Annotated in this window: 26 protein-coding genes, 2 tRNA genes and 1 rRNA gene; 8 read left to right on the forward strand and 21 right to left on the reverse strand. The window is 40.5% G+C overall.

The window, feature by feature from the left end; genetic code table 11:
- Positions 1–8 precede the first annotated feature (8 nt).
- The 3 genes from C6Y03_RS13840 to C6Y03_RS13850 all read right to left on the reverse strand — a co-directional run bounded on the left by C6Y03_RS13840 (position 9) and on the right by C6Y03_RS13850 (position 1,696).
- Positions 9–233, reverse strand: coding sequence for a hypothetical protein (locus tag C6Y03_RS13840; protein ID WP_034664841.1), 225 nt, complete (start codon positions 231–233; stop codon positions 9–11).
- Positions 205–1,254: a WD40 repeat domain-containing protein gene (locus C6Y03_RS13845; protein WP_106039499.1), complete on the reverse strand. Its 1,050-nt coding sequence runs from the start codon at positions 1,252–1,254 to the stop codon at positions 205–207. Before C6Y03_RS13845 ends, C6Y03_RS13840 begins: the two co-directional genes overlap by 29 nt.
- A 73-nt stretch (positions 1,255–1,327) precedes the next feature.
- Positions 1,328–1,696: an RlpA-like double-psi beta-barrel domain-containing protein gene (locus tag C6Y03_RS13850; RefSeq protein WP_003213878.1), complete on the reverse strand. Its 369-nt coding sequence runs from the start codon at positions 1,694–1,696 to the stop codon at positions 1,328–1,330.
- A 209-nt stretch (positions 1,697–1,905) separates the two neighbouring features.
- On the opposite strand from C6Y03_RS13850, the gene C6Y03_RS13855 reads away from it, so the two are divergent.
- Together C6Y03_RS13855 and C6Y03_RS13860 are read left to right on the forward strand one after the other, a co-directional pair.
- Positions 1,906–2,580, forward strand: coding sequence for a hypothetical protein (locus C6Y03_RS13855; protein WP_034664848.1), 675 nt, complete (start codon positions 1,906–1,908; stop codon positions 2,578–2,580).
- A 124-nt stretch (positions 2,581–2,704) separates the two neighbouring features.
- On the forward strand, positions 2,705–3,172 hold the full coding sequence (locus tag C6Y03_RS13860) for a hypothetical protein (protein WP_106031424.1): 468 nt from the start codon (positions 2,705–2,707) through the stop codon (positions 3,170–3,172).
- Positions 3,173–3,234: 62 nt separating this feature from the next.
- Here C6Y03_RS13860 and C6Y03_RS13865 read toward each other — a convergent pair whose 3' ends face one another.
- The 4 genes from C6Y03_RS13865 to C6Y03_RS13880 form a co-directional block, all read right to left on the reverse strand.
- Positions 3,235–3,651, reverse strand: a complete 417-nt coding sequence (locus tag C6Y03_RS13865; RefSeq protein ID WP_066031252.1) for a hypothetical protein — start codon at positions 3,649–3,651, stop codon at positions 3,235–3,237.
- A 182-nt stretch (positions 3,652–3,833) separates the two neighbouring features.
- Positions 3,834–4,433, reverse strand: coding sequence for an FMN-binding negative transcriptional regulator (locus C6Y03_RS13870; RefSeq protein WP_106031425.1), 600 nt, complete (start codon positions 4,431–4,433; stop codon positions 3,834–3,836).
- Between the two features lie 20 nt (positions 4,434–4,453).
- Positions 4,454–4,972, reverse strand: a complete 519-nt coding sequence (paiA, locus tag C6Y03_RS13875) for a spermidine/spermine N(1)-acetyltransferase (RefSeq protein ID WP_106031426.1) — start codon at positions 4,970–4,972, stop codon at positions 4,454–4,456.
- A gap of 22 nt (positions 4,973–4,994) precedes the next feature.
- Positions 4,995–5,447 (reverse strand): MarR family winged helix-turn-helix transcriptional regulator, encoded by a 453-nt coding sequence (locus C6Y03_RS13880; protein ID WP_034664870.1) that lies wholly within the window; start codon positions 5,445–5,447, stop codon positions 4,995–4,997.
- A 574-nt stretch (positions 5,448–6,021) separates the two neighbouring features.
- On the opposite strand from C6Y03_RS13880, the gene C6Y03_RS13885 reads away from it, so the two are divergent.
- On the forward strand, positions 6,022–6,534 hold the full coding sequence (locus C6Y03_RS13885) for a DUF3231 family protein (protein WP_034664874.1): 513 nt from the start codon (positions 6,022–6,024) through the stop codon (positions 6,532–6,534).
- Between the two features lie 635 nt (positions 6,535–7,169).
- Here the strand turns inward: C6Y03_RS13885 and groL are convergent.
- On the reverse strand, positions 7,170–8,804 hold the full coding sequence (gene groL / locus C6Y03_RS13900) for a chaperonin GroEL (RefSeq protein ID WP_034320371.1): 1,635 nt from the start codon (positions 8,802–8,804) through the stop codon (positions 7,170–7,172).
- Positions 8,805–8,860: 56 nt separating this feature from the next.
- Positions 8,861–9,145: a co-chaperone GroES gene (gene groES, locus C6Y03_RS13905; RefSeq protein ID WP_003214120.1), complete on the reverse strand. Its 285-nt coding sequence runs from the start codon at positions 9,143–9,145 to the stop codon at positions 8,861–8,863.
- 229 nt (positions 9,146–9,374) lie between these two features.
- Between groES and C6Y03_RS13910 the strand changes: the two genes are divergently transcribed.
- The 4 genes from C6Y03_RS13910 (at position 9,375) to C6Y03_RS19385 (ending at position 10,983) form a co-directional block, all read left to right on the forward strand.
- On the forward strand, positions 9,375–10,109 hold the full coding sequence (locus C6Y03_RS13910) for a CPBP family intramembrane glutamic endopeptidase (protein ID WP_095286060.1): 735 nt from the start codon (positions 9,375–9,377) through the stop codon (positions 10,107–10,109).
- Positions 10,106–10,300: a YdiK family protein gene (locus C6Y03_RS13915; protein ID WP_034664886.1), complete on the forward strand. Its 195-nt coding sequence runs from the start codon at positions 10,106–10,108 to the stop codon at positions 10,298–10,300. The genes C6Y03_RS13910 and C6Y03_RS13915 overlap by 4 nt, the downstream gene beginning before the upstream one ends.
- Positions 10,301–10,357: 57 nt before the next feature.
- On the forward strand, positions 10,358–10,651 hold the full coding sequence (locus tag C6Y03_RS19380; RefSeq protein ID WP_223260763.1) for an NUDIX hydrolase: 294 nt from the start codon (positions 10,358–10,360) through the stop codon (positions 10,649–10,651).
- Positions 10,652–10,746: 95 nt separating this feature from the next.
- Positions 10,747–10,983, forward strand: a complete 237-nt coding sequence (locus C6Y03_RS19385) for a hypothetical protein (protein WP_223260764.1) — start codon at positions 10,747–10,749, stop codon at positions 10,981–10,983.
- Positions 10,984–11,022: 39 nt separating this feature from the next.
- On the opposite strand, the gene tatC is transcribed toward C6Y03_RS19385, so the two are convergent.
- Genes tatC through moaC form a run of 4 tightly spaced genes read right to left on the reverse strand, consistent with a single transcriptional unit; the run spans position 11,023 to position 13,161 of the window.
- Positions 11,023–11,787, reverse strand: coding sequence for a twin-arginine translocase subunit TatC (gene tatC, locus C6Y03_RS13925; RefSeq protein ID WP_034666769.1), 765 nt, complete (start codon positions 11,785–11,787; stop codon positions 11,023–11,025).
- Positions 11,788–11,793: 6 nt separating this feature from the next.
- Positions 11,794–11,973 carry a twin-arginine translocase TatA/TatE family subunit gene (locus tag C6Y03_RS13930; RefSeq protein WP_003214302.1) on the reverse strand — a complete coding sequence of 60 codons (180 nt, stop codon included), beginning with the start codon at positions 11,971–11,973 and terminating at the stop codon, positions 11,794–11,796.
- 27 nt (positions 11,974–12,000) lie between these two features.
- Entirely contained in the window at positions 12,001–12,654 is a 654-nt protein-coding gene (locus C6Y03_RS13935) for a redox-sensing transcriptional repressor Rex (RefSeq protein WP_008355687.1), read from the reverse strand.
- 15 nt (positions 12,655–12,669) lie between these two features.
- Positions 12,670–13,161 (reverse strand): cyclic pyranopterin monophosphate synthase MoaC, encoded by a 492-nt coding sequence (moaC, locus tag C6Y03_RS13940; RefSeq protein WP_034664898.1) that lies wholly within the window; start codon positions 13,159–13,161, stop codon positions 12,670–12,672.
- Positions 13,162–13,299: 138 nt separating this feature from the next.
- Here moaC and C6Y03_RS13945 point away from each other — a divergent pair, with 138 nt between their 5' ends.
- Positions 13,300–15,222: an ABC transporter ATP-binding protein gene (locus C6Y03_RS13945; RefSeq protein ID WP_106039500.1), complete on the forward strand. Its 1,923-nt coding sequence runs from the start codon at positions 13,300–13,302 to the stop codon at positions 15,220–15,222.
- Positions 15,223–15,493: 271 nt separating this feature from the next.
- On the opposite strand, the gene tsaD is transcribed toward C6Y03_RS13945, so the two are convergent.
- The 8 genes from tsaD to rrf form a co-directional block, all read right to left on the reverse strand.
- Positions 15,494–16,522 carry a tRNA (adenosine(37)-N6)-threonylcarbamoyltransferase complex transferase subunit TsaD gene (gene tsaD, locus C6Y03_RS13950; RefSeq protein WP_034664904.1) on the reverse strand — a complete coding sequence of 343 codons (1,029 nt, stop codon included), beginning with the start codon at positions 16,520–16,522 and terminating at the stop codon, positions 15,494–15,496.
- Complete coding sequence (gene rimI / locus C6Y03_RS13955; protein WP_106039505.1) at positions 16,515–16,943, reverse strand: ribosomal protein S18-alanine N-acetyltransferase; 429 nt, start codon at positions 16,941–16,943, stop codon at positions 16,515–16,517. Before rimI ends, tsaD begins: the two co-directional genes overlap by 8 nt.
- A 25-nt stretch (positions 16,944–16,968) precedes the next feature.
- Positions 16,969–17,658 (reverse strand): tRNA (adenosine(37)-N6)-threonylcarbamoyltransferase complex dimerization subunit type 1 TsaB, encoded by a 690-nt coding sequence (tsaB, locus tag C6Y03_RS13960; RefSeq protein ID WP_034664907.1) that lies wholly within the window; start codon positions 17,656–17,658, stop codon positions 16,969–16,971.
- On the reverse strand, positions 17,639–18,115 hold the full coding sequence (tsaE, locus tag C6Y03_RS13965) for a tRNA (adenosine(37)-N6)-threonylcarbamoyltransferase complex ATPase subunit type 1 TsaE (protein ID WP_106031432.1): 477 nt from the start codon (positions 18,113–18,115) through the stop codon (positions 17,639–17,641). The genes tsaB and tsaE overlap by 20 nt, the downstream gene beginning before the upstream one ends.
- 12 nt (positions 18,116–18,127) lie before the next feature.
- Positions 18,128–19,105, reverse strand: a complete 978-nt coding sequence (gene thiL, locus C6Y03_RS13970) for a thiamine-phosphate kinase (protein WP_106039501.1) — start codon at positions 19,103–19,105, stop codon at positions 18,128–18,130.
- A gap of 277 nt (positions 19,106–19,382) precedes the next feature.
- Positions 19,383–19,459: transfer RNA gene (locus C6Y03_RS13975), tRNA-Asp, on the reverse strand.
- A 4-nt stretch (positions 19,460–19,463) separates the two neighbouring features.
- A tRNA-Met gene (locus C6Y03_RS13980) sits at positions 19,464–19,540 on the reverse strand.
- Between the two features lie 18 nt (positions 19,541–19,558).
- Positions 19,559–19,674, reverse strand: a 5S ribosomal RNA gene (rrf, locus tag C6Y03_RS13985).
- Positions 19,675–19,813: the final 139 nt, after the last annotated feature.

A 19,813-nucleotide genomic window follows, 5' to 3' on the forward strand; every position in this document is an offset into this window, starting at 1 on the left:
ACGAGAAGTCATCTGTCCTCTCGTTTTTTATGTACACTCATATTACTCTCTTTCTTTTCCTCTGTCACATAAGCAAAATACGAAAATACCACACGTTTCCTGCTTAAAAATTGCTTTCCCTTCCATGAATTCCTCAATTTCACCATCATTTCAAGCGGCAAAATAAAAAAACGTCCAGTTATATCAAATAACTGAACGTACCCTTTATCGATTGACAGTGAAATTGTTAACAATTCCGCCATCCTTCTCCCAAGCGGCTTCCACTGTTTTCTTCTTGATATTGTATTCAAATATCGTTCTTACCTTTGCTTTTCGTCCGGTGTCATCCTTTAATTCCTTTGCGTTTTTAGCAACACCTAAGAAATAAACAGAAGATCCGTCCGTAGAAAATTGCGGCTGTGCGGCACTTAAAATATGCACATCCTCACTGTTCTTAACGAGTGTCGCCTGTTTTCCTGTTTCTACATCAAGCATTTTAATAGAGGATACTTCTTTTTCGTTTCGCACCTTCACTTCTGTATAAATCAATGTCTTATGATCTGGTGAAAATGAAATATCATTGATCGTTTGCGAGATACGTGTAATACGCTTCCCCTTCGCACCTGTTTGAAGGGTGATCTTCATGGTCGTGGGTTCAGGGTCTCTTCCCTGTTCATTCGCTTCATCGGTTTTCTTGTAATCTTCTTTTAAGGAATAATGCTGGATTGCCAGAAGGTTTGACATCGGATCATAAGCAAAAGAACTCACCGTATCATCCTTGCTTTTTTCTGGATACAATACCTTCACTTTGTGTGTGTTTACATCAAACATAGCGACATAAAATTGTTCCCCAGAATCCTTATTATACCTGAGATATAACTGCTTCCCGTCCCCAGACAGCCTCATACTGTCGATGGAATCATCACTCGTAAACAGCGTTTTTTCTTCATCTGTTTTCACATTCAATTCTCGAATACTCACTTTTTGCGTGTCTTCATCCGTATACGTGTAATATAAAAGCTGTTTCGTAGAATCATAAGCAATCGAAGGATATGCTGTCAGTTTCTCCGTATGAAGCGCCCGGTCATGCAGGTAATACGTATTGTTTAACTGTTGATCTGTAAATGAAACGAGTAATTCGTCTTTTGCATCTTGATTTGTTTTCACTTTTCCTGCATGCTTTGCCTCTTGCCCCGGCTTCATCATGAAGAAAATGACTGCCGCAATCACTGCGACTCCGATGACCGTGATGATCCACCATGTTGATTTTTTCATTGCCTTTCAGACCCTCTCTACAAGAAAAGAAGCCAGAAAATGAACTTTTCCCGCTTCTCTGCATGCCTATGTATTAATAAGTGTAATGCCCTTTTACGACACCTTTACTTGTTTTATACCCTAGTGCTTTGAATGCTTTTGGACTGACGTCTAATACAGCGTTTGGCATTCTGCCTACATCATATTTATATACTGTAATCACTTTATGTGGTTTCGCTTTTGTTGTCACTCTAAGTTTTGTACCTTTTTTCGGTACGTCAAATCCCATTTTAGTTGCTGCATCCCAATGACCGAGTTTTTTTCCATCTGCGCCCTTTTTACCGACACCATTATACCAAGTAATATTGCCGCTTACTTTTTTTGCACTTGCTCCATGTGAGAAACTAAACGCCAAAAATAAACTAGCTACTGTTACGATTGTCGCGATAAGCTTTTTATTCATTAAAAAATCCTCCGTATTTGGTTTCTGCACTTATTATACATGAAGATGCCCCCAGTTATTTTACAGTCACATTACAATTCGAATACAAGTTGACCACTTTATGACCGATTTTGTTCACAAAAAATACCAAAATCGGCCAGAACAATGTAAGTAGCCCCTCTCTTTCATTTTATATAATAAAAGTGAATCCAATTTAAGGAGGAATTTTTATGAAAAAGTGGTTCATCGTTTTGAGTGTAAGTTTGGCCTTCGTTTTGATGCTATCAAGTATCCCTGCCTCAGCAGCTGGTCCCCGTCACGGTGCGATTGTGACACAAACGGATGAAGCCAAATGGTCAGGTATCTCTGCTGATATTGTGCTGCCGAAAACAGCCACTATTAAAAATGGCTATGCGGACTGGTACCTCGGTCTCGGCTCTGCCGTTGTAGAGAGCGGTATTTCAAAAACGTCTTCTGGCTATAAGGTCTTTCTTGGCAGCGGCTCACAAGGCGGCAGTCAATACTGGAACAGTGAGTACGATAAGAGCATTACGGATGGTGCACGTGTCAACTTAAAGCTCATCAACAATGGTGATGGCACAGTGTCACTATACGTCAATGGGAAATTGCGCTATAAGCAGCCTGTTTTCAACCCTAGTCGTCTGAAAAACCTCGATGTCGTCAAAATGGTTCACGGCGTCCAAGATAATGGAACAAACAGCTACTCACAAGCAAGTTTCTCGAATGTACAGCTTCGTGCGAATACTTCAGGAAGTGTCTATAAAAAATGGGATGGAACAATCAAATCATCGCTTTTACGTAAAAATTTAGAGTCTGGTGCTGCGGCTCCTAAATTCACCGTCATTTCTTCTGTTCCATTAAGTACAAGCCTATCAGCACAATAAGAAAAAAGCGCCCTATTTTGGGTGCTTTTTATTGTTCACAGCTTATCAACACTTCTCTTTTTATCAAAACAAGGATTCGTGGTAACATAAGCATACATACTTCGCAGAAAAAAGGAGAACGAACGTGAGAAAAAGTCTACTTGTTTTCATGAGCCTAGTTGCAAGCCTCTTCATACTAGCAGCTTGCTCGAATACGACGAAAGAACAAAAAACAGAATCTAAGGCACTTCCAACGATTAATGACCGCATTCAAAATGAAACGAAAGAAGTCATGGAGCAGTCTAAGCTCGTGAAAGACACAGCCATCACCGTTGATCAAAAGAAAAAAGTCATTTCTTTAAACGTAACCGCTTCACCTGATACCAATAGTGATTACGCTGAAGTCATCGGTTTAAACTTTGCCAAGACGCTGGCCATTGGGGCATCAACTGAAAAAGAAAACAACCTGCACAAACCAGAAAATGACAGCCTTGGCGCCCTCTATTCCTTTTACGACCTAAACATCACCGTAAAACAAGAAAACGGCAAAGTACTGGCAAAAGGAAAGAAAAAAACAAATGAAACAAAGATCACCTGGGAAAGAGCCCAATAATTTATGGTTTTTTACGATGAAAAAAGCTTGTAGAGGACTTCTCTACAAGCCTTTTTTCATGTTTATTCAGTCAAATCGTCTCTCATCGCATCGACTAGTGTGTGAATATCTGAGTGAGTCCTTGATGCTATTCGTACCAACAAATCATCTATACACTCATACAAATGATGTTCCCTCAAAATATACTCCTTATAAAATGGAATGACAAAGAAATAGAGCAAATCAGCCAATTCAAGTGCAACGTTATCGTCATCCTCATCTTCTAACGCCTGTCCAACACTTTCAATCAACCAAATCAAATCTGCTTTCTTTTCAATCGGGACATACATCAGTAAATGAATATCATCCGTATCCTTCGTTTGTAAAATCCGCTCAGCCGCTTCCTTTGACAGCGCCCCAATTTCTGTAGAAGATATATTAACAACCGCTAATTCATCCTCTGATCTCACTTGATTCATTTGCAGCAAGTTTTGGTCCATCTCGACTCACTCCCCATTCTCAGATACCTTTATTATAAGGAATTGATCTGATTTTTTATGGAAATAGTGGATTTTTTTATGTAATTTTAAAGAAAATGTGACATTATAAGCCAAGATATCTCATTTCTCTCAAAACAAAAAAAAGCACTCTTGATCATAAGAGTGCTTTTCTCATACATCCTTTACTCTCTCTTCATCGCCTCAGCCATTTCCAGGTCACCCTCTGCTTCCAACTTTTCAATGATGTGAGCATAATCCCTTTCATGGCGATTTTGGCTTAGTTTAAAAGCAGCCTGAACTTCATCAATGATGATTTTAAAGCCCACAATCCCTTTCATTTGTTTCTCTAACAGTTCATCAGACAATGTATCCCATAAAACAGGCTGTTCTCTGTGGCTTTCGTATGTTTCCAGCATCGTGGTTAATTCTTTTACCAGTTCCCCTTTTTCTAACAGCACAGCCTTTCCATATACATGGACAGCCTGATAATTCCATGTCGGTACGGCTTCTTTTTCATACCATGAAGAGGATATATAGGCATGCGGTCCTTGAAAGATGACGAGCACCTTCTCATTTTCTTCAAACCTTTTCCACTGTGGATTTCCAATCGCCATATGCCCTGTAATCACATACGAATCTTCAACTTGATGAAAACTCACTGGAATATGTGTCGCAATGGGTTTTTCATCCGTTGTGGTCACAACTGTTGCAAATGAATTTGATTGAATAAATGATTTGATTTTCTCCATATCTTTCATTTGAAAAAATGATGGAACATGCATGTTCTCTTCCCCCTTTTAGATCAGCTCAGTGTTTTGGTCATAATGAGATCCATTTGCTCTTCGTCCCCCATAAGGAATGCATGCACTCCTGTTTGAACAAACCCTAGCTTTTGATAAAATGCGATGGCCGCTTTGTTGTGCTCCCACACCCCAAGCCAAACATCACGTTTATGATATTTCTTCGCGATCTCAAAGGCTTGATTGATTAAATATCGGCCTAATCCTTGTTTTTGAAAGGACTGCTTAATATAAATTCTTTCAATCTCTAACGCTTCACTTCCCATCTCTTCTGACTGCGCATCATCCATATTGACCTTCAAATAACCAGCAACTTCGCCATTCACTTGAACAAAATAGAACTGTGAAGATGGATGATGTAATTCTTTTAACAGCTGTTTCGGATGAAAGGCTGTCTTTACGTAAGCATCGATATGTTCCGCTTTGTTTTGATTCTGAAAGGTTTCTATAAATGTGTCGATACCGACTTTTTGCAGCTCTTCTATATGCTGTTCATTACATGGAATAAAAGTGACGGTCATTGAAGTCATCACTCCTTATCATTTAGTAGCGTCTCTTATTTCCTTTTTTCACATAATCCCAATCTTTTTCGATATTTTTTCTCACCCTTAGAAGATACTCATATATCTGTTCTGCTTCCTCTTCAGAAAATCCATCCAGCGCTACTTGATTCGAATAATCATTTTCTCGTTTGATCATTGGATATACCGCTTCCCCTTTATCAGTGGGAAACAGCTTTTTGATTTTTTTATTCACTCGATCATCTTTCTTCTCAATAAAACCATGCAGTTCTAATTTTTTGATAGCACGAGCAGCCGTTGTTCGATCCACCTTGATCATTTCCGCCAGCTTTTCCTGAATGATGCCAGGCTCTTCACAGATACGCACAAGATACAAATACTGCCCCTTCGTTAAATCGTACTCTTTAAATTCAATATTACTTATAGAATCAAGCGCCCGAGCGATGACGCCAATCTCTCGCAAAATCTCTCTCATTTATCACGACTCCTTTTGTTGCATTTACAACATAAAACATAACAACAGTATAGTTTATTTTTGTTGTAAACACAATAAAAAAACACCTTCATTGAGAAAGTGTTTTTTTCATTTTCTTTATTTCGCTCGTTTCTTTAATAGTGGTAATCGTTACAGAAAATAACGATCTTTGATCATCGCGAACGAAGGTGGTTAGGCAATGGGAAAAAGAAGAAGAGAGCCTCATAATATGCCACTACATGCCATTCTGAGCGTCTTTGAGCATGTTTTGTGCTTACCGAGTTGAAAGTAACAGAAAAAAGATATTGAAGAGATTTCAAATTATTATCATATATATTCGTTGCTAGAAGATAATTTCCCTTTATGCAGCCGCCTCTTTTTATAACATAATCTCTCCAGTTTTATTAGCCATTATTCGTAAGAGTCCACATAGATTAAAATTAGAATTTTTACCTTTAACAACCATCATTAAAATGATGAATATAATGGTTTAATTTAGGAACTATAAAAAGGTGACCAATCGTCAAGAAAGGAAGGTCGCTTAATGAATATTTTACAATTAGGGAGGATGACAATGGGAATTTTAAGTGGAAATCCAACGGATGAACCTATGCACTATGGTGAAGTGTTTGGAACATGGTCTTACTTGATGGTAGCTAAAGGTTTAGTTGCTGGTTATCAAACCCACTTAAACCATGCAGGTGACGAAGACTTACAAAAATTAATTGAAGAAGCTATTCAGGGTGGGCAACAAGAAATCAAAGAAATTGAAACTTTATTAAAAGAGAATGGAATTGGCTTACCTCCAACACCTCCTGAACGACCTAAAGCTTGTATAGACGATATTCCAGTAGGGGCACGTTTTCAAGATCCAGAAATAGCCGCTGGTCTTTCGGCGAACATTGCGGCAGGCTTAGTATCGTGTAGCACAATTATGGGGCAATCCATTCGAGAAGACATAGCTATGATGTTTGGACAGTTTCATGTTCAAAAGACAGCACTTGGAGCAAAAGTCCTTAGACTTAACAAAGAAAAAGGATGGTTAATTCCACCACCTCTTCATCATAGCAAAGCAGAAGATTGCTAATCATAAGATGATTAAACATTAAAGAGTAGACCTTTAGGGTTTACTCTTTTCTTGCTAAGCTTTAAACTTTCTACAAATTGAAAACTCTCCTTCACTCTCTTTACAGTCACTATATTTTGCCATTCCCATCGATTGCCTCTGAGCCAACATCATCAGCACTAGAAGATCAATTCCTTTAATATACCTAAAAATATCTTCCTCAGATTTAAAAGCTCCTATTACTATAGGTTCTTTAAACATTGATAGCAACTAACCAGTGGTAAAAACTTCGAGAGTAACCTTTCTCTATTATAGTCCTTGCAATTGCAGCATAAAGTCGGGCCCGTTCCGAGGTTCCATTTAATCAACAAGGTTGGTCATACCATACTGCTTGAGATCGAATCGTCATTAATGAAAAACAATAGCGTAGTGGACATAAAGGTTAGTCATACTACAAGGAATATCTATGTTCATATGACTGTTAATATGGAAGAAAAGGCCTCCCAACAGTTTTGCAAACTGATGAAAGGCCTTCTTCTATAGTTAACTTATTTGTCACAGGTTGCCTTGTTTTTAATAACACAAGGACAAATACGACGACAAGAAAAGCATATTATTATTTCAGACGTTGATATAACAAGGTTTTGAAACCCTGATTACATCATGCCGCCCATACCACCCATACCGCCCATATCCGGCATTCCGCCGCCTGAGCCGCCTTCTTCTGGTTTGTCAGCAACGACTGCTTCAGTTGTTAGAAGCATTGCTGCAACAGAAGCTGCGTTTTGAAGTGCAGAGCGAGTTACTTTTGTTGGGTCAACGATTCCTTTTTCGATCATGTTTACCCATTCGTTTGTTGCTGCGTTGAAGCCTACGCCAATTTCTTCGTTTTTCAAGCGCTCAACGATGACTGATCCTTCAAGACCTGCGTTGTGAGCGATTTGACGGATTGGCTCTTCAAGAGAACGTAGAACGATGTTGACACCTGTTTGAACGTCACCATCTGCTTCGATTGAAGCAACTTTTTTGTATACATTCACAAGTGCTGTACCACCACCGGATACGATACCTTCTTCAACTGCTGCACGAGTTGAGTTCAGTGCATCCTCGATGCGTAGTTTGCGCTCTTTTAATTCTGTTTCAGTTGCAGCCCCAACTTTGATGACAGCGACGCCGCCAGCTAGTTTTGCAAGACGTTCTTGTAATTTTTCTTTATCGAATTCAGAAGTTGTTTCTTCTACTTGCGCACGGATTTGGTTGACGCGTGCTGCGATTTGAGCAGAATCTCCTGAGCCTTCTACGATGGTTGTGTTTTCTTTTGTCACAACAACTTTAGACGCGCGGCCAAGCTGACCGATTTCAGTTGATTTCAGGTCAAGTCCTAGGTCTTCTGTGATTAACTCTCCGCCAGTTAGAACAGAGATGTCTTCAAGCATTGCTTTACGACGGTCACCGAATCCAGGTGCTTTGACTGCCACTGCGTTGAATGTACCACGAAGTTTGTTCACAACAAGAGTTGCAAGTGCTTCGCCTTCTACATCTTCAGCAATGATCAATAATGGTTTTCCTTGTTGTACAACTTGCTCAAGTACAGGAAGGATTTCTTGAATGTTCGTGATCTTTTTATCAGTGATTAAGATGTAAGGATTTTCAAGAACCGCTTCCATCTTATCAGAATCAGTCACCATGTATGGTGAAGCATATCCGCGGTCAAACTGCATTCCTTCAACCACTTCAAGCTCAGTTGTGAACCCTTTAGATTCTTCGATTGTGATAACGCCGTCGTTACCTACACGCTCCATTGCTTCAGCGATTAGGCTGCCTACTTCTTCATCTGCTGCAGAAATAGACGCAACTTGAGCAATTGATTCTTTGCCTTCGATTGGTTTAGAAATCTCGTGCAAGCCTTCAAGTGCTACTTTCACTGCTTCTTCGATCCCTTTACGAACGCCAACAGGGTTTGCACCAGCTGTTACGTTTTTAAGACCTTCACGGATCATTGCTTGAGCTAAAACTGTTGCAGTAGTTGTACCGTCACCAGCTACGTCATTTGTTTTGCTTGCAACTTCAGCCACAAGTTTTGCACCCATGTTTTCAAATGCATCTTCTAATTCGATTTCTTTTGCAATCGTTACACCATCATTTGTGATAAGTGGAGAACCGAATTTTTTCTCAAGAACCACGTTACGTCCTTTAGGTCCTAAAGTTACTTTTACAGCATCTGCAAGTGCATCTACACCACGTAACATCGCGCGACGTGCTTCTTCACTGAACTTAATATCTTTTGCCATAATAACGAAACCTCCTCAGTCTTTTTAAAAATATATCTCAATGTTTTTTTATGTGATTAACCAATAACAGCTAAAATGTCGCTCTCACGAAGGATTAAATATTCTTTGCCTTCATATTTCACTTCAGTGCCTGCATATTTTGAGAAGATAATGCGGTCGCCTGTGTTTACTTCTAACGCAACGCGCTCACCACTTTCAAGTACACGGCCTGAACCTGCTGCAACAATTTTACCTTCTTGCGGTTTTTCTTTTGCAGAATCCGGTAACACAATACCGCTAGCGGTTTTTTCCTCAGATTCAACGAGTTCAATGATTACGCGATCGCCTAATGGCTTTAACATAAGAAACAACCTCCTCAATTTTTATATGTAGTCTTTTTTAGCACTCATCACCAGTGAGTGCTAACACATTTATTATAATAAAGAATGTCTTCTGTAATTTCAAGTAAAAACCTTTAAAAATTTTTACGCTTTCATGATCTTTTTTCAACTCAGATTCTTTCCTTTTCATCGAAAAAGAAGACTTGTGTTACAATAAATCTAGTTCTTTTAGTAAAGGGGTTTTCGTTACTTGAAAAAACAATATTGGTACATCATCTTAACGTATATATTGGTACAGGTTTCTGCAATTCCTTATGTGATCATTATGAAATGGTTAGGATTCATTCAAACACCGATGACACAAGCAGAGCTCTCTAAATTGTCAGGAACATGGACAATCATCAGCTTCTGTATCGGATTAATCATTATTCTGCTCATTCTTCGGACTGTACCAAAAGCTTCACTTCGAAATGAAGCACCGGTTTCAGTCGGTTTAGCTATCGCCTGGATCATTGGCGGTTTCTTTCTTTCCCTCTTTGCACAATCGATTGCAGGAGCGATTGAACAATATGCATTTGGCATTGGCCGTGAATCCGAAAATACTCAAGCCATCTTATCCATTATGGATGCAGTTCCATGGCTTGTGATTGTCATCGCCCTGATTGGACCGATATTAGAGGAAATCATTTTCCGAAAAATCATTTTTGGTGTGATTTATGAAAAAACGAACTTCTTTATTGGAGCGCTTGTCAGTTCAGTGGTATTCGCAGCTGTACACAATGATTTTGCTCATATCTTACTTTATACTGCGATGGGCTTTACCTTTGCCTTTTTATATGCGAAAACAAAACGTATCATCGTTCCAATCGGTGCACATATGCTGATGAACTCGCTCGTCATTCTTGTGCAGATTGAGCCAGTAAGAAAAATGATTGAAGAACAATCTCAAACAATGCAAATGATTATTGGAGGCTTTTTCTCATGAGAAACCCTGTCGTATGGGGCGTCATTTATTTTGCCGTAGGTGTTGCTTTCACCTATATGGCCATTCAAAATCCAGGTGACATGTGGTCATTTTACAGCATTTTGCTGATGGTGTTTGCAGCCTATAATATCAATATCGCGTTTAAAATGTTTGCCTTCTCTGTCAAACTCAAAAAACAGCAGCAAAAATAAATCAAAAACCATTTTCTAATCTCTGGAAAATGGTTTTTTTATGGAGGACAAGTTTTCATGGAACAAGAAAAACTGAACATCTTAAATGAGCAGCATGAAGCGATTGGAGTTGCACCCCGTTCAGATGTCCACGCGCAAGGCCTTTGGCATGAAACCTTTCATTTCTGGCTTCTCAAAAAGGAACTTGACACCGTGTATCTCTATTTTCAGCTAAGAAGCCCCGCAAAAAAGGATTTCCCTTCTCTTTTTGATATCACCGCGGCAGGTCACCTTCTAGCAAATGAACAGCCTTCTGACGGTGTGAGAGAGGTAGAAGAAGAGCTTGGTCTTACTGTCCCTTTGAAGATCTAGCCTTTGCAGGTGTTATACAGGATGAAATTCATCTACCCGATTTTACTGATCGTGAATTTTGCCATGTCTATCTTTACGTCCATCAAGAAGAGCAGATGAACATTCAATTACAAAAAGAAGAAGTCGCTGGACTTTACAGAGCAAAGCTAATGGATGCACAGCAGCTTTTCACAAGAAAATGTAAAAACATGCAGCTTGATGGCTTTGAAGTTGATGAATCCGGAGAACGATGTGAAGAAAGCAGAGTAGTCTGTATACAAGATTTTGTACCGCATGAGCCTGCCTATTATCAGCATCTATTTCAAGCGATCAATCAATTCCTTTTACAATAGAAAAAGCATCGTGACCCTTATTCGGATCACGATGCTTTTTTATGAGACATCATAATTTTTTTTCTCCTCTGTCTCTGTTTGCTGCATTTTGCGATAGGTCACTCTTGAAATGACAATACTCACTTCATACAAAACGAGCATCGGCAAGGTGACCATGAGGTGAGAAACAAGCTCTGGCGGTGTAATGAGTGCGGCAATGACAAGGAGGACAAAATAGGCATACTTCCGTATTTTTGATAAAAACATCGGTGTGATGATGCCAAGTCTTGTGAGAAACATCAACACAACGGGCATCTGAAACAAAAAGCCAAATGGAAGTGTTAACTGCATCAGAAATGTAAAATACTCATGAATCCCAATGACTTGCTCTACATTTAAATCATTCGACATTCGCATCATAAAATCAACGACAAACGGAAACAAAATAAAATAAGAGAAAGCCACACCGCTCAAAAATAAAAGCAGTGCAATCGGAATATAAGCAAGTGTCACCTTTCTCTCTTTTTCATATAAGCCGGGGCTGACAAACGCCCAAAGCTGATATAAAATCACGGGACACGTCAAAACCAAAGCAATGACAAATGCGAACTGCATAAACACGTACAGCGGATCTGTGAGCTTAAATGCATTCAGTGTCAGTGTGGCCGCTTCATCGGTATTTTGTAAATACACAATGACCGGCTTAGCAAGAAAAAAACCAGCCACCATAAAGGCGACAAAAAACATCGCAATGATCACTAAACGTTTTCGCAGTTCCACAATATGCTCCATAAGCGGCATATCTTTGACATTCATGAAGCTCATCCTATTCTACTGATCTTCTTTTTTCTTTTTTTCTTCCTGATCATCAGCTAAACCTTTTGTGGCATTTTTGAATTCACGTAATGTATCTCCTGCTGCTCTTCCTAATTCAGGAAGCTTTTTCGGCCCAAAAATAATGAGCGCAACAATCGCAATCAGAACCAAACTTCCAGGACCGATCGGACCCATTTGCTCCACCCCCTTTACCCCTTTTCGTCAATCCTCCTGTGTAACAGAGTAATGCTTTAAGAAATACACAAGAGACTGAAGTTCAACCGCCAAATCTATATGATGAATTCGAATGTGTTCCGGCACATTCAATCGAGCCGGCGTAAAGTTAAGGATTCCTTTGATGCCAAGGGCAATCAAACGATCTGTAATGGATTGAGCTGCTACGGCAGGTACTGTCAAAATGGCAACAGGAATATCTCCTACCTCTTGAACATGCTCTTCAAGCTTATCCAAATCATAGACAGGCACGCCGCCTATCTCACTTCCTATTTTACTCTCATTGACGTCAAAAGCCATTGAAATTTTTGTATTATTATTTTTGATGAAATTATAGTGTAAAAAAGCAGTCCCTAAATTCCCGACACCGATGAGCATGACATTGGTCATTTCATCTTGGTCAAGTGTCTTTCTGAAGAAGGTCAAGAGGTAATCGACATTATAGCCATACCCTTTCTTCCCAAGTGCACCAAAGTACGAAAAATCTCGGCGAATGGTGGCAGAATCCACTTTGACTGCATCACTAAGCTCTGCCGATGACACCCTTTGTTTTCCTGATGCATGCAGATTTTTTAAAAAACGGTAATATAGCGGCAAACGTTTGGCTGTCGCTTGTGGAATTTTTGACTGATCTATATTCATATAAGGTCCTCCAACTTAAATATCAGATGCTCTGTGAAAATCACCGTTTTTCCCGCCTGTCTTTTCAATTAAATAGGTAGGACCGATGATCATGCCTTTATCAATCGCTTTGCACATGTCGTAAACGGTCAGTGCACATACTGAAGCAGAAGTGAGCGCTTCCATCTCCACACCCGTACTTCCTTTTGTTTTCACCTGTACTTGTATGTTCAGAATGTGCGCATTTCCGTCTTCCTCCCAATCAAAGGAGATATCCACGCCTTTTAGTGCAAGCGGATGACACATTGGAATGATGGTAGATGTTTGCTTTGCTGCCATGATGCCAGCAACCTGTGCAACAGACAGCACATCCCCTTTTCCAATTTCACGTTGTTGTATTTTATGAAACACTTCTTTTATCATACGAACGCTTGAAGCAGCAACGGCGGTTCTCACTGTAGACGATTTGTCACTAATGTCGACCATCTTTGCTCTTCCCTGTTCGTTAAAGTGGCTAAATTGACTCATCTTTCAACGCTCCCTCACTCAAATGATACACTATTTTTTCCTATCTGTCTTTCATTTGAATATGGCGATTGTATGTAACATTTGCCGGTTTACTGCTGATAAGCTACACTTAACATATTATAGCAGAGGTGAAGTTACATGATGATTCTACAAGTGAATCAGCTGTCCAAATCGTTTGGTGCTGATACCGTTTTAACGAATATAAAATTAGAAGTCAAAGCAAGGGATCGGATTGCCATTGTAGGTCGTAACGGCGCAGGCAAATCCACGCTTTTGAAAATCATTGCCGGTCAATTGTCTTACGAGCAAGGTGAGATCATCAAACCGAAAGACCTATCGATCGGCTATTTAGCACAGCATACCGATGTGACATCTACACGTACGTTAAAAGACGAATTATTATCGGTTTTTGATCATTTAAAAGGGATGGAACAAGAGATGAGAATCATTGAGGAGAAAATGGCTTCCTCCACAGGTTCTGAGCTGGATTCCCTCATGAAAACCTATGACAGACTGCAGCAGGAATTTAAAGATCAAGGCGGCTATCAATACGAAGCAGATGTCCGCTCCATTCTTCATGGGCTGGGCTTTAGTCACTTTGAAGATGAGACAACCGTTCAATCCTTAAGCGGCGGCCAGAAAACCCGTCTAGCGCTTGGAAAGCTCTTATTAATGAAACCAGAACTCTTAATTCTGGACGAGCCGACCAACCATTTAGATATTGATACCTTATCATGGCTGGAGCAATATTTGCAAAATTATACAGGCGCCATTCTGATCGTGTCCCATGACCGCTACTTCTTAGACAAAGTGGTGAACCATGTGTATGAAGTCTCAAGAACTGCCATGAAAAAGTTCGCAGGCAACTATAGTAAGTATCTTGAACTGAAAGCTGAGCAGCTAGAGCGTGATATGAAGCTCTACGAAAAGCAGCAAGAAGAAATCTCAAAGCTACAAGACTTCGTAGATCGCAACCTGGCAAGAGCCTCAACCACAAAGCGCGCTCAGAGCAGACGCAAGCAGCTGGAACGGATGGATCGTTTAGATAAGCCATTAGGTGATGAAAAATCCGCAAACTTTCATTTTGATATTACGAGACAAAGCGGCAATGATGTGCTGAAGGTACATGATCTCGACATTCGTTATGATGAAAAAACACCACTCCTATCCTCCCTTTCTTTTCAGATCAAACGTGAGGATAGCGTGGCACTCATTGGTCCTAACGGGATCGGGAAATCAACCCTTTTAAAAACGTTAACGAACACATTAACGCCTGTAAAAGGCGACATCACCTTTGGATCTCATGTCACGATCGGCTACTATGACCAAGAACAAGCCAAACTGACATCATCCAAAAAAGTGCTCAATGAGCTTTGGGATGACTATCCTCATATGAATGAAAAAGAAATTCGGACATGTTTAGGGAATTTCCTTTTTTCTGGTGATGACGTCTTAAAGCCCGTTCATGCATTAAGCGGTGGAGAAAAAGCCCGGCTTGCCCTGGCAAAGCTGATGCTCCAAAAAGCCAATTTCCTGATACTTGATGAGCCTACGAACCATTTGGACTTAGATAGTAAGGAAATTTTAGAGAATGCGCTGATCGATTATCCAGGAACCATCTTATTTGTCTCGCATGACCGTTATTTTATTAATCGACTAGCAACGAAAGTATTCGAGCTGTCGCGAGCGGAAACAAAAGAATACCTTGGGGACTATGACTACTACCTTGAAAAGAAAAATGAACAATTAGAGCTTGAGGCGCTTCAAGAAAATGAACCGCTTAAAAAACAAGCAGCAAAGCCAGTAGAAACAGCAAAGCTTTCTTATGCAGAAGAAAAAGAACTGAAAAAGAAAGAAAGACAAAAGCACCGCAGAATCGAGGAAATTGAAAAGCGGATTGCTGTCATTGAAGAGAAACTTGGTGAAAATGAAGAGCTTCTATGTGATCCTGCTATTTTCCAAAATCATGAGAAGGTCCAAGACATTCAAACAGAAAATGATACACTTAATCAAGAGCTTGAATCACTTTTCGCGGAGTGGGAAGAGCTATCCGAATCTTAAAGAGTGCCCAAATGGGTGCTCTTTTCTCTTTCAGTGAAAATTTATTATCCACATTAATATCCACAAAAACTTCTTTGTTATTCTTAAAAATTTTGGACTTATCCACTTTATTCACAGGTTTTTAATCACATATCCACACAAAATTTCTTTTTTATACACATTCTCTTCATTTTAAAACAAAATTTTCAAATAATTGTGGATATATAACGTTTACATGTGAATAAATCGCTTTCATTGAAAATGAAAAAAACCTGTGTATCCACAGGAGTTTTCATTCATATGAGACAAGCGGTAAGCCCGGCTGGCCATTCATCGCCATATCGCCTCTTATTCCCTTTTCAAACGCAATAGTTCCAGCAGCAGCAATCATGGCTGCATTGTCTGTGCAAAGAGATAATGGCGGAATAATGACCTTCACGTCAGGTAGCTTTGTGAATGCTGTCGTCAAAGCTTCTCTCAGTCCTTTATTGGCAGCGACTCCACCAGCTAGGACAACCTGCTTTACGCCATAGGCCTCAGCCGCTTTTAATGTTTTCCCAACAAGCACCTCAATGACGCTTGCTTGAAAACTTGCTGCCAAATTCTCTGGAGCAATTGTTTCTCCCTTTTGAGATGCATTGTGTAATGTGTTAATTACAGCTGATTTTAATCCACTAAAGCTAAAGTGATAGGAACCTTCTTCAAGCCATGCACGAGGAAGTTTAATCGTTGGCTCTCCTTCATGTGCTAACCGATCAATATGAGGTCCACCTGGATACGGGAGACCCATCGTCCGAGCCACTTTATCGTAGGCTTCTCCAGCCGCATCATCTAATGTTTCTCCGATGACCTCAAAAGATCCATGCTCCTTCATTAGCACAAGTTCAGTATGTCCACCAGAGACAACAAGAGCCAAACATGGAAACTGTAATTCATCTACAAGCTGGTTTGCATAAATATGCCCAGCAATATGATGTACACCAACAAGAGGAATCTGATGAGCAAAGCTTAGTGCCTTGGCTGCGTTGACACCGATCAGAAGGGCACCGACTAAGCCCGGTCCTTCTGTGACAGCAATGGCATCTAAATCCTGAAAGCTCATATTGGCCTGTGTCATCACTTCTTCCAATACGATGGTAACTTGTTCCACGTGATGTCTTGAAGCGATTTCTGGTACAACACCGCCAAATCGTTTATGACTTTCTATTTGCGAGGCCACAACATTCGCCACAATTTCTTTCCCATTTTTTACAATGGATGCAGCTGTTTCATCACAGCTTGTCTCTATACCTAATATGAATCGATCTGTTTGTTCACTCATTTATATTCACCCACATGACCAAAGCATCTTCCCCATTATCCGTATAATAATTCTTTCGAATAGAAGCTGGTCTGAAACCAAGCTTTTCATAAAGGGATTGTGCAGGTGTATTCGAAACCCGCACCTCTAAAGAAAGATGATCTGTCTTTTTTTCTTTGCAAAATTCCATGACATATCGCAGCAATGATTCCCCGTAGCCTTTTCCTCTATGCTCAGGAAGAATCGCAATGTTCGTAATTTGTGCATCGTCCATGACGATCCAGACCCCGCAATACCCAACAGGCAGTTTATCTTCTTCAATGAGGAAATAATGGCTGTACTGGTTATGGAGAATCTCATAGACAAATGATTCTTTTTTCCAAGGTGCAGTAAACGAATGCACTTCAATCGTATACACCTCTGGAATGTCCGCTACCGTCATTTTTCGAATCTCTGTTATGTTGAGATTATTTTTGTCCTTCAAGCCATTTCACTTCCGCTTCTGCCAAACGAATATAGTTAGGAACAAGCTGATGAACATCTTCAGCAGGACGATCTGTCCCTAAAAACGCAAGCATTGAAGGTCTTGGGTTATGAAAAGCTCCCTCTGCTATCACAGCAGTTTCTCCTAAAATGGAGCGAATGCTCTCTTCATGAAGATGCACATCCTGCCCAAGAAATAGGACAGGCTTTCCTGTCTGCTTCAGCTCATGAAGCCAATCCGTGAGCAAGATATTTTGGTCTGGTTTGATCTCTTTGATTTTTCCTTCTTCAAACGTATATAGCCCAGTATAAACTTGTCCTCTTCTCGCATCAAATAGTGGCGAGATCCATCCATCAAAGTATTGACCATTTGCCGCAAGTGTTTCTAAACTTGAAACAGCCGATATCGGGATAGACAGCGTCCACGCGAGTGTTTTTGCAATGGTCACACCAATTCGGACACCAGTGTAGGAACCAGGTCCTTTCGCTACAACGATTTTACTTAGTTCACTTGGCGCTACACCACATTCTTTCATTAATGCCTCAACAGTCGGCATCGCTCGGACGGAATGGTTCTTTTTTAAATACGTGATGCTCTCACCAATCACTGTGGAATCTTTTACAAGGGCAATTCCTAGTGTATGGTTAGACGTATCAATTGCCAGTATGGTCAAATTCTTTCATCTCCTTACAAAGGGTCTTATAGCGTTCCCCTTTTGCACTAAACGTGAGATGACGTTCTTCTTCACGTTCTGTTCTCAGCATTTCTATTTTCAAATAGGTGGAAGGCAATTGAGGTCCAATGAGATGTGCCCACTCAACCAAGCATACACCTTCGCCCTCAAAATATTCTTCGAGCCCAATATCTTCTTCCGCATCTTCCATGCGGTACACGTCCATATGATAAAGTGGCAGTCTGCCATCGGTATATTCTTTAATAATCGTAAAGGTAGGGCTGTTGACGATACGGGTAATCCCTAAGCCTTCTGCAAAACCTTTTGAAAAAGTAGTTTTGCCTGCACCTAAATCCCCTTCTAATGTCAAAACATCGCCTGGCATCACAAGTTTGGCCAAAGCAGCGGCAATTCGTTTCGTCTCATCCGCACCTTTTGTCGTCCATGTTAATTTCACAGTTATGTCACCTCATTTCTTAAAATGATTATATCCTTTTTTCATTAACATTGTTTGCTGTTCATTGTCTTTTAATATAACGCTTGCTGCTTGATCACCTTTGACTTGTCCAATGCGTTTGACTTGAATGTCTTCTTTTCTACATTGCATTTCAAAGCTTTCCCAATCAGCCTCTGGAATCGTACCAGTTAATACAAAGTCTTCCCCGCCAAATAACACCCATTCCAGCCAGTCTTTACGCAGCACTGGTAAATCTGGATGTGCGGGGAGCTTGTTTGCTTCTATCTCTATCGTCACATGACTCGCTTCGGCTATCTCATTCAGCTCACTCGCTAATCCATCACTCACATCATTCAAGGTGACCCGTGGGAAGCTTGAGCAAATATGTCCAGCAGCAATGTGAGGCTGAGGCTTTTTATGACGATCAAGAAAAAAGGCTTTGTCGACTGCCTTGGTAGGGGTTACTTCGTTCATTAAAAGTGATAAGCCAGCAGCTGATGAACCAAGCTCACCTGTGACAAAGACGACGTCTCCTGTCTGAGCACTGTGACGATAACAAGCTGTTCCCTTGGGAACCTCGCCAATGACCGTCACTGTAATGACAAAGTCACTGCGAGTGGCGACTGTATCTCCACCAATTAAATCCATATGATAGGTGTCAGCCAATGCTTTCATTCCCTCGTAAAGAGCTGAGACGATCGTCTCATCACCATGAGGGGGGATCGCAATCGATACAAGATAATACTTTGGGGTTCCTCCCATTGCGGCGATATCACTGACATTGACCGCTAGTGCTTTAAAGCCAATATCAAAAGGTGTGGAAAAATCAAAGCGAAAATGAACATACTCCACCATTGTATCAACACAAACGACCTCTTCACAATGTGAATGAGGTTGATAAACACTTGCATCATCACCGATGCCCATAACCAAAGAACGCTGATGTGTTTCTTTTGGTGTAATTCGGCGAATAAGATCAAATTCATCCATAAAAAGCAGCCCCTTCATGCAATCAATTGATTGAGTAGACACGATGTCAGACATAATTAGTATTAGTGTAAGCCAATATGAGTTTCAATTCCAATTAAAAATGATATAAAGAAAGCCTGGTATGAAAAAACCAGGCTGGGTTGAAGTGATCTATCTTTTTCTTTTCACATAACGTGTAGCCAAACACAAACCAATTCATTGCATCTTGGATACGTACGAAAAGAAAAAGACATAAAAAAAAACGAAACTATACGTTTTCGTTTACAAGTCATAAAAATGGCGGTCCGGACGGGACTCGAACCCGCGACCTCCTGCGTGACAGGCAGGCATTCTAACCAACTGAACTACCGGACCATTTTGGTTGCGGGGGCAGGATTTGAACCTGCGACCTTCGGGTTATGAGCCCGACGAGCTACCGAACTGCTCCACCCCGCGATGATATAAATATGACAAGCTTGGCGGCGTCCTACTCTCACAGGGGGAGACCCCCAACTACCATCGGCGCTGAAGAGCTTAACTTCCGTGTTCGGTATGGGAACGGGTGTGACCTCTTCGCTATCGCCACCAAACCTGATGGAGAGAATGTTCTCTCAAAACTAGATAACAATGTTCATGCTTCACATTAGAATATAGGTTAAGTCCTCGATCTATTAGTATCTGTCAGCTCCACGTGTCACCACGCTTCCACCTCAGACCTATCAACCTGAT

It is taken from the genome of Bacillus sp. LNXM65, assembly GCF_002998575.1.
In the GTDB taxonomy this organism is placed as follows: Bacteria; Bacillota; Bacilli; order Bacillales; family Bacillaceae; genus Bacillus.

Bases quoted from the DNA above. Each gene is read 5' to 3' on its own strand.
- C6Y03_RS13845 (WP_106039499.1), bottom strand. From the start codon at position 1,254: ATGAAAAAATCAACATGGTGGATCATCACGGTCATCGGAGTCGCAGTG.
- C6Y03_RS13850 (WP_003213878.1), bottom strand. From the start codon at position 1,696: ATGAATAAAAAGCTTATCGCGACAATCGTAACAGTAGCTAGTTTATTT.
- C6Y03_RS13855 (WP_034664848.1), top strand. From the start codon at position 1,906: ATGAAAAAGTGGTTCATCGTTTTGAGTGTAAGTTTGGCCTTCGTTTTG.
- C6Y03_RS13865 (WP_066031252.1), bottom strand. From the start codon at position 3,651: ATGGACCAAAACTTGCTGCAAATGAATCAAGTGAGATCAGAGGATGAA.
- C6Y03_RS13870 (WP_106031425.1), bottom strand. From the start codon at position 4,433: ATGCATGTTCCATCATTTTTTCAAATGAAAGATATGGAGAAAATCAAA.
- paiA (WP_106031426.1), bottom strand. From the start codon at position 4,972: ATGACCGTCACTTTTATTCCATGTAATGAACAGCATATAGAAGAGCTG.
- C6Y03_RS13880 (WP_034664870.1), bottom strand. From the start codon at position 5,447: ATGAGAGAGATTTTGCGAGAGATTGGCGTCATCGCTCGGGCGCTTGAT.
- C6Y03_RS13885 (WP_034664874.1), top strand. From the start codon at position 6,022: ATGGGAATTTTAAGTGGAAATCCAACGGATGAACCTATGCACTATGGT.
- groL (WP_034320371.1), bottom strand. From the start codon at position 8,804: ATGGCAAAAGATATTAAGTTCAGTGAAGAAGCACGTCGCGCGATGTTA.
- groES (WP_003214120.1), bottom strand. From the start codon at position 9,145: ATGTTAAAGCCATTAGGCGATCGCGTAATCATTGAACTCGTTGAATCT.
- C6Y03_RS13915 (WP_034664886.1), top strand. From the start codon at position 10,106: ATGAGAAACCCTGTCGTATGGGGCGTCATTTATTTTGCCGTAGGTGTT.
- C6Y03_RS19380 (WP_223260763.1), top strand. From the start codon at position 10,358: ATGGAACAAGAAAAACTGAACATCTTAAATGAGCAGCATGAAGCGATT.
- C6Y03_RS19385 (WP_223260764.1), top strand. From the start codon at position 10,747: ATGAACATTCAATTACAAAAAGAAGAAGTCGCTGGACTTTACAGAGCA.
- tatC (WP_034666769.1), bottom strand. From the start codon at position 11,787: ATGAGCTTCATGAATGTCAAAGATATGCCGCTTATGGAGCATATTGTG.
- C6Y03_RS13930 (WP_003214302.1), bottom strand. From the start codon at position 11,973: ATGGGTCCGATCGGTCCTGGAAGTTTGGTTCTGATTGCGATTGTTGCG.
- C6Y03_RS13935 (WP_008355687.1), bottom strand. From the start codon at position 12,654: ATGAATATAGATCAGTCAAAAATTCCACAAGCGACAGCCAAACGTTTG.
- moaC (WP_034664898.1), bottom strand. From the start codon at position 13,161: ATGAGTCAATTTAGCCACTTTAACGAACAGGGAAGAGCAAAGATGGTC.
- C6Y03_RS13945 (WP_106039500.1), top strand. From the start codon at position 13,300: ATGATGATTCTACAAGTGAATCAGCTGTCCAAATCGTTTGGTGCTGAT.
- tsaD (WP_034664904.1), bottom strand. From the start codon at position 16,522: ATGAGTGAACAAACAGATCGATTCATATTAGGTATAGAGACAAGCTGT.
- rimI (WP_106039505.1), bottom strand. From the start codon at position 16,943: ATGACGGTAGCGGACATTCCAGAGGTGTATACGATTGAAGTGCATTCG.
- thiL (WP_106039501.1), bottom strand. From the start codon at position 19,105: ATGGATGAATTTGATCTTATTCGCCGAATTACACCAAAAGAAACACAT.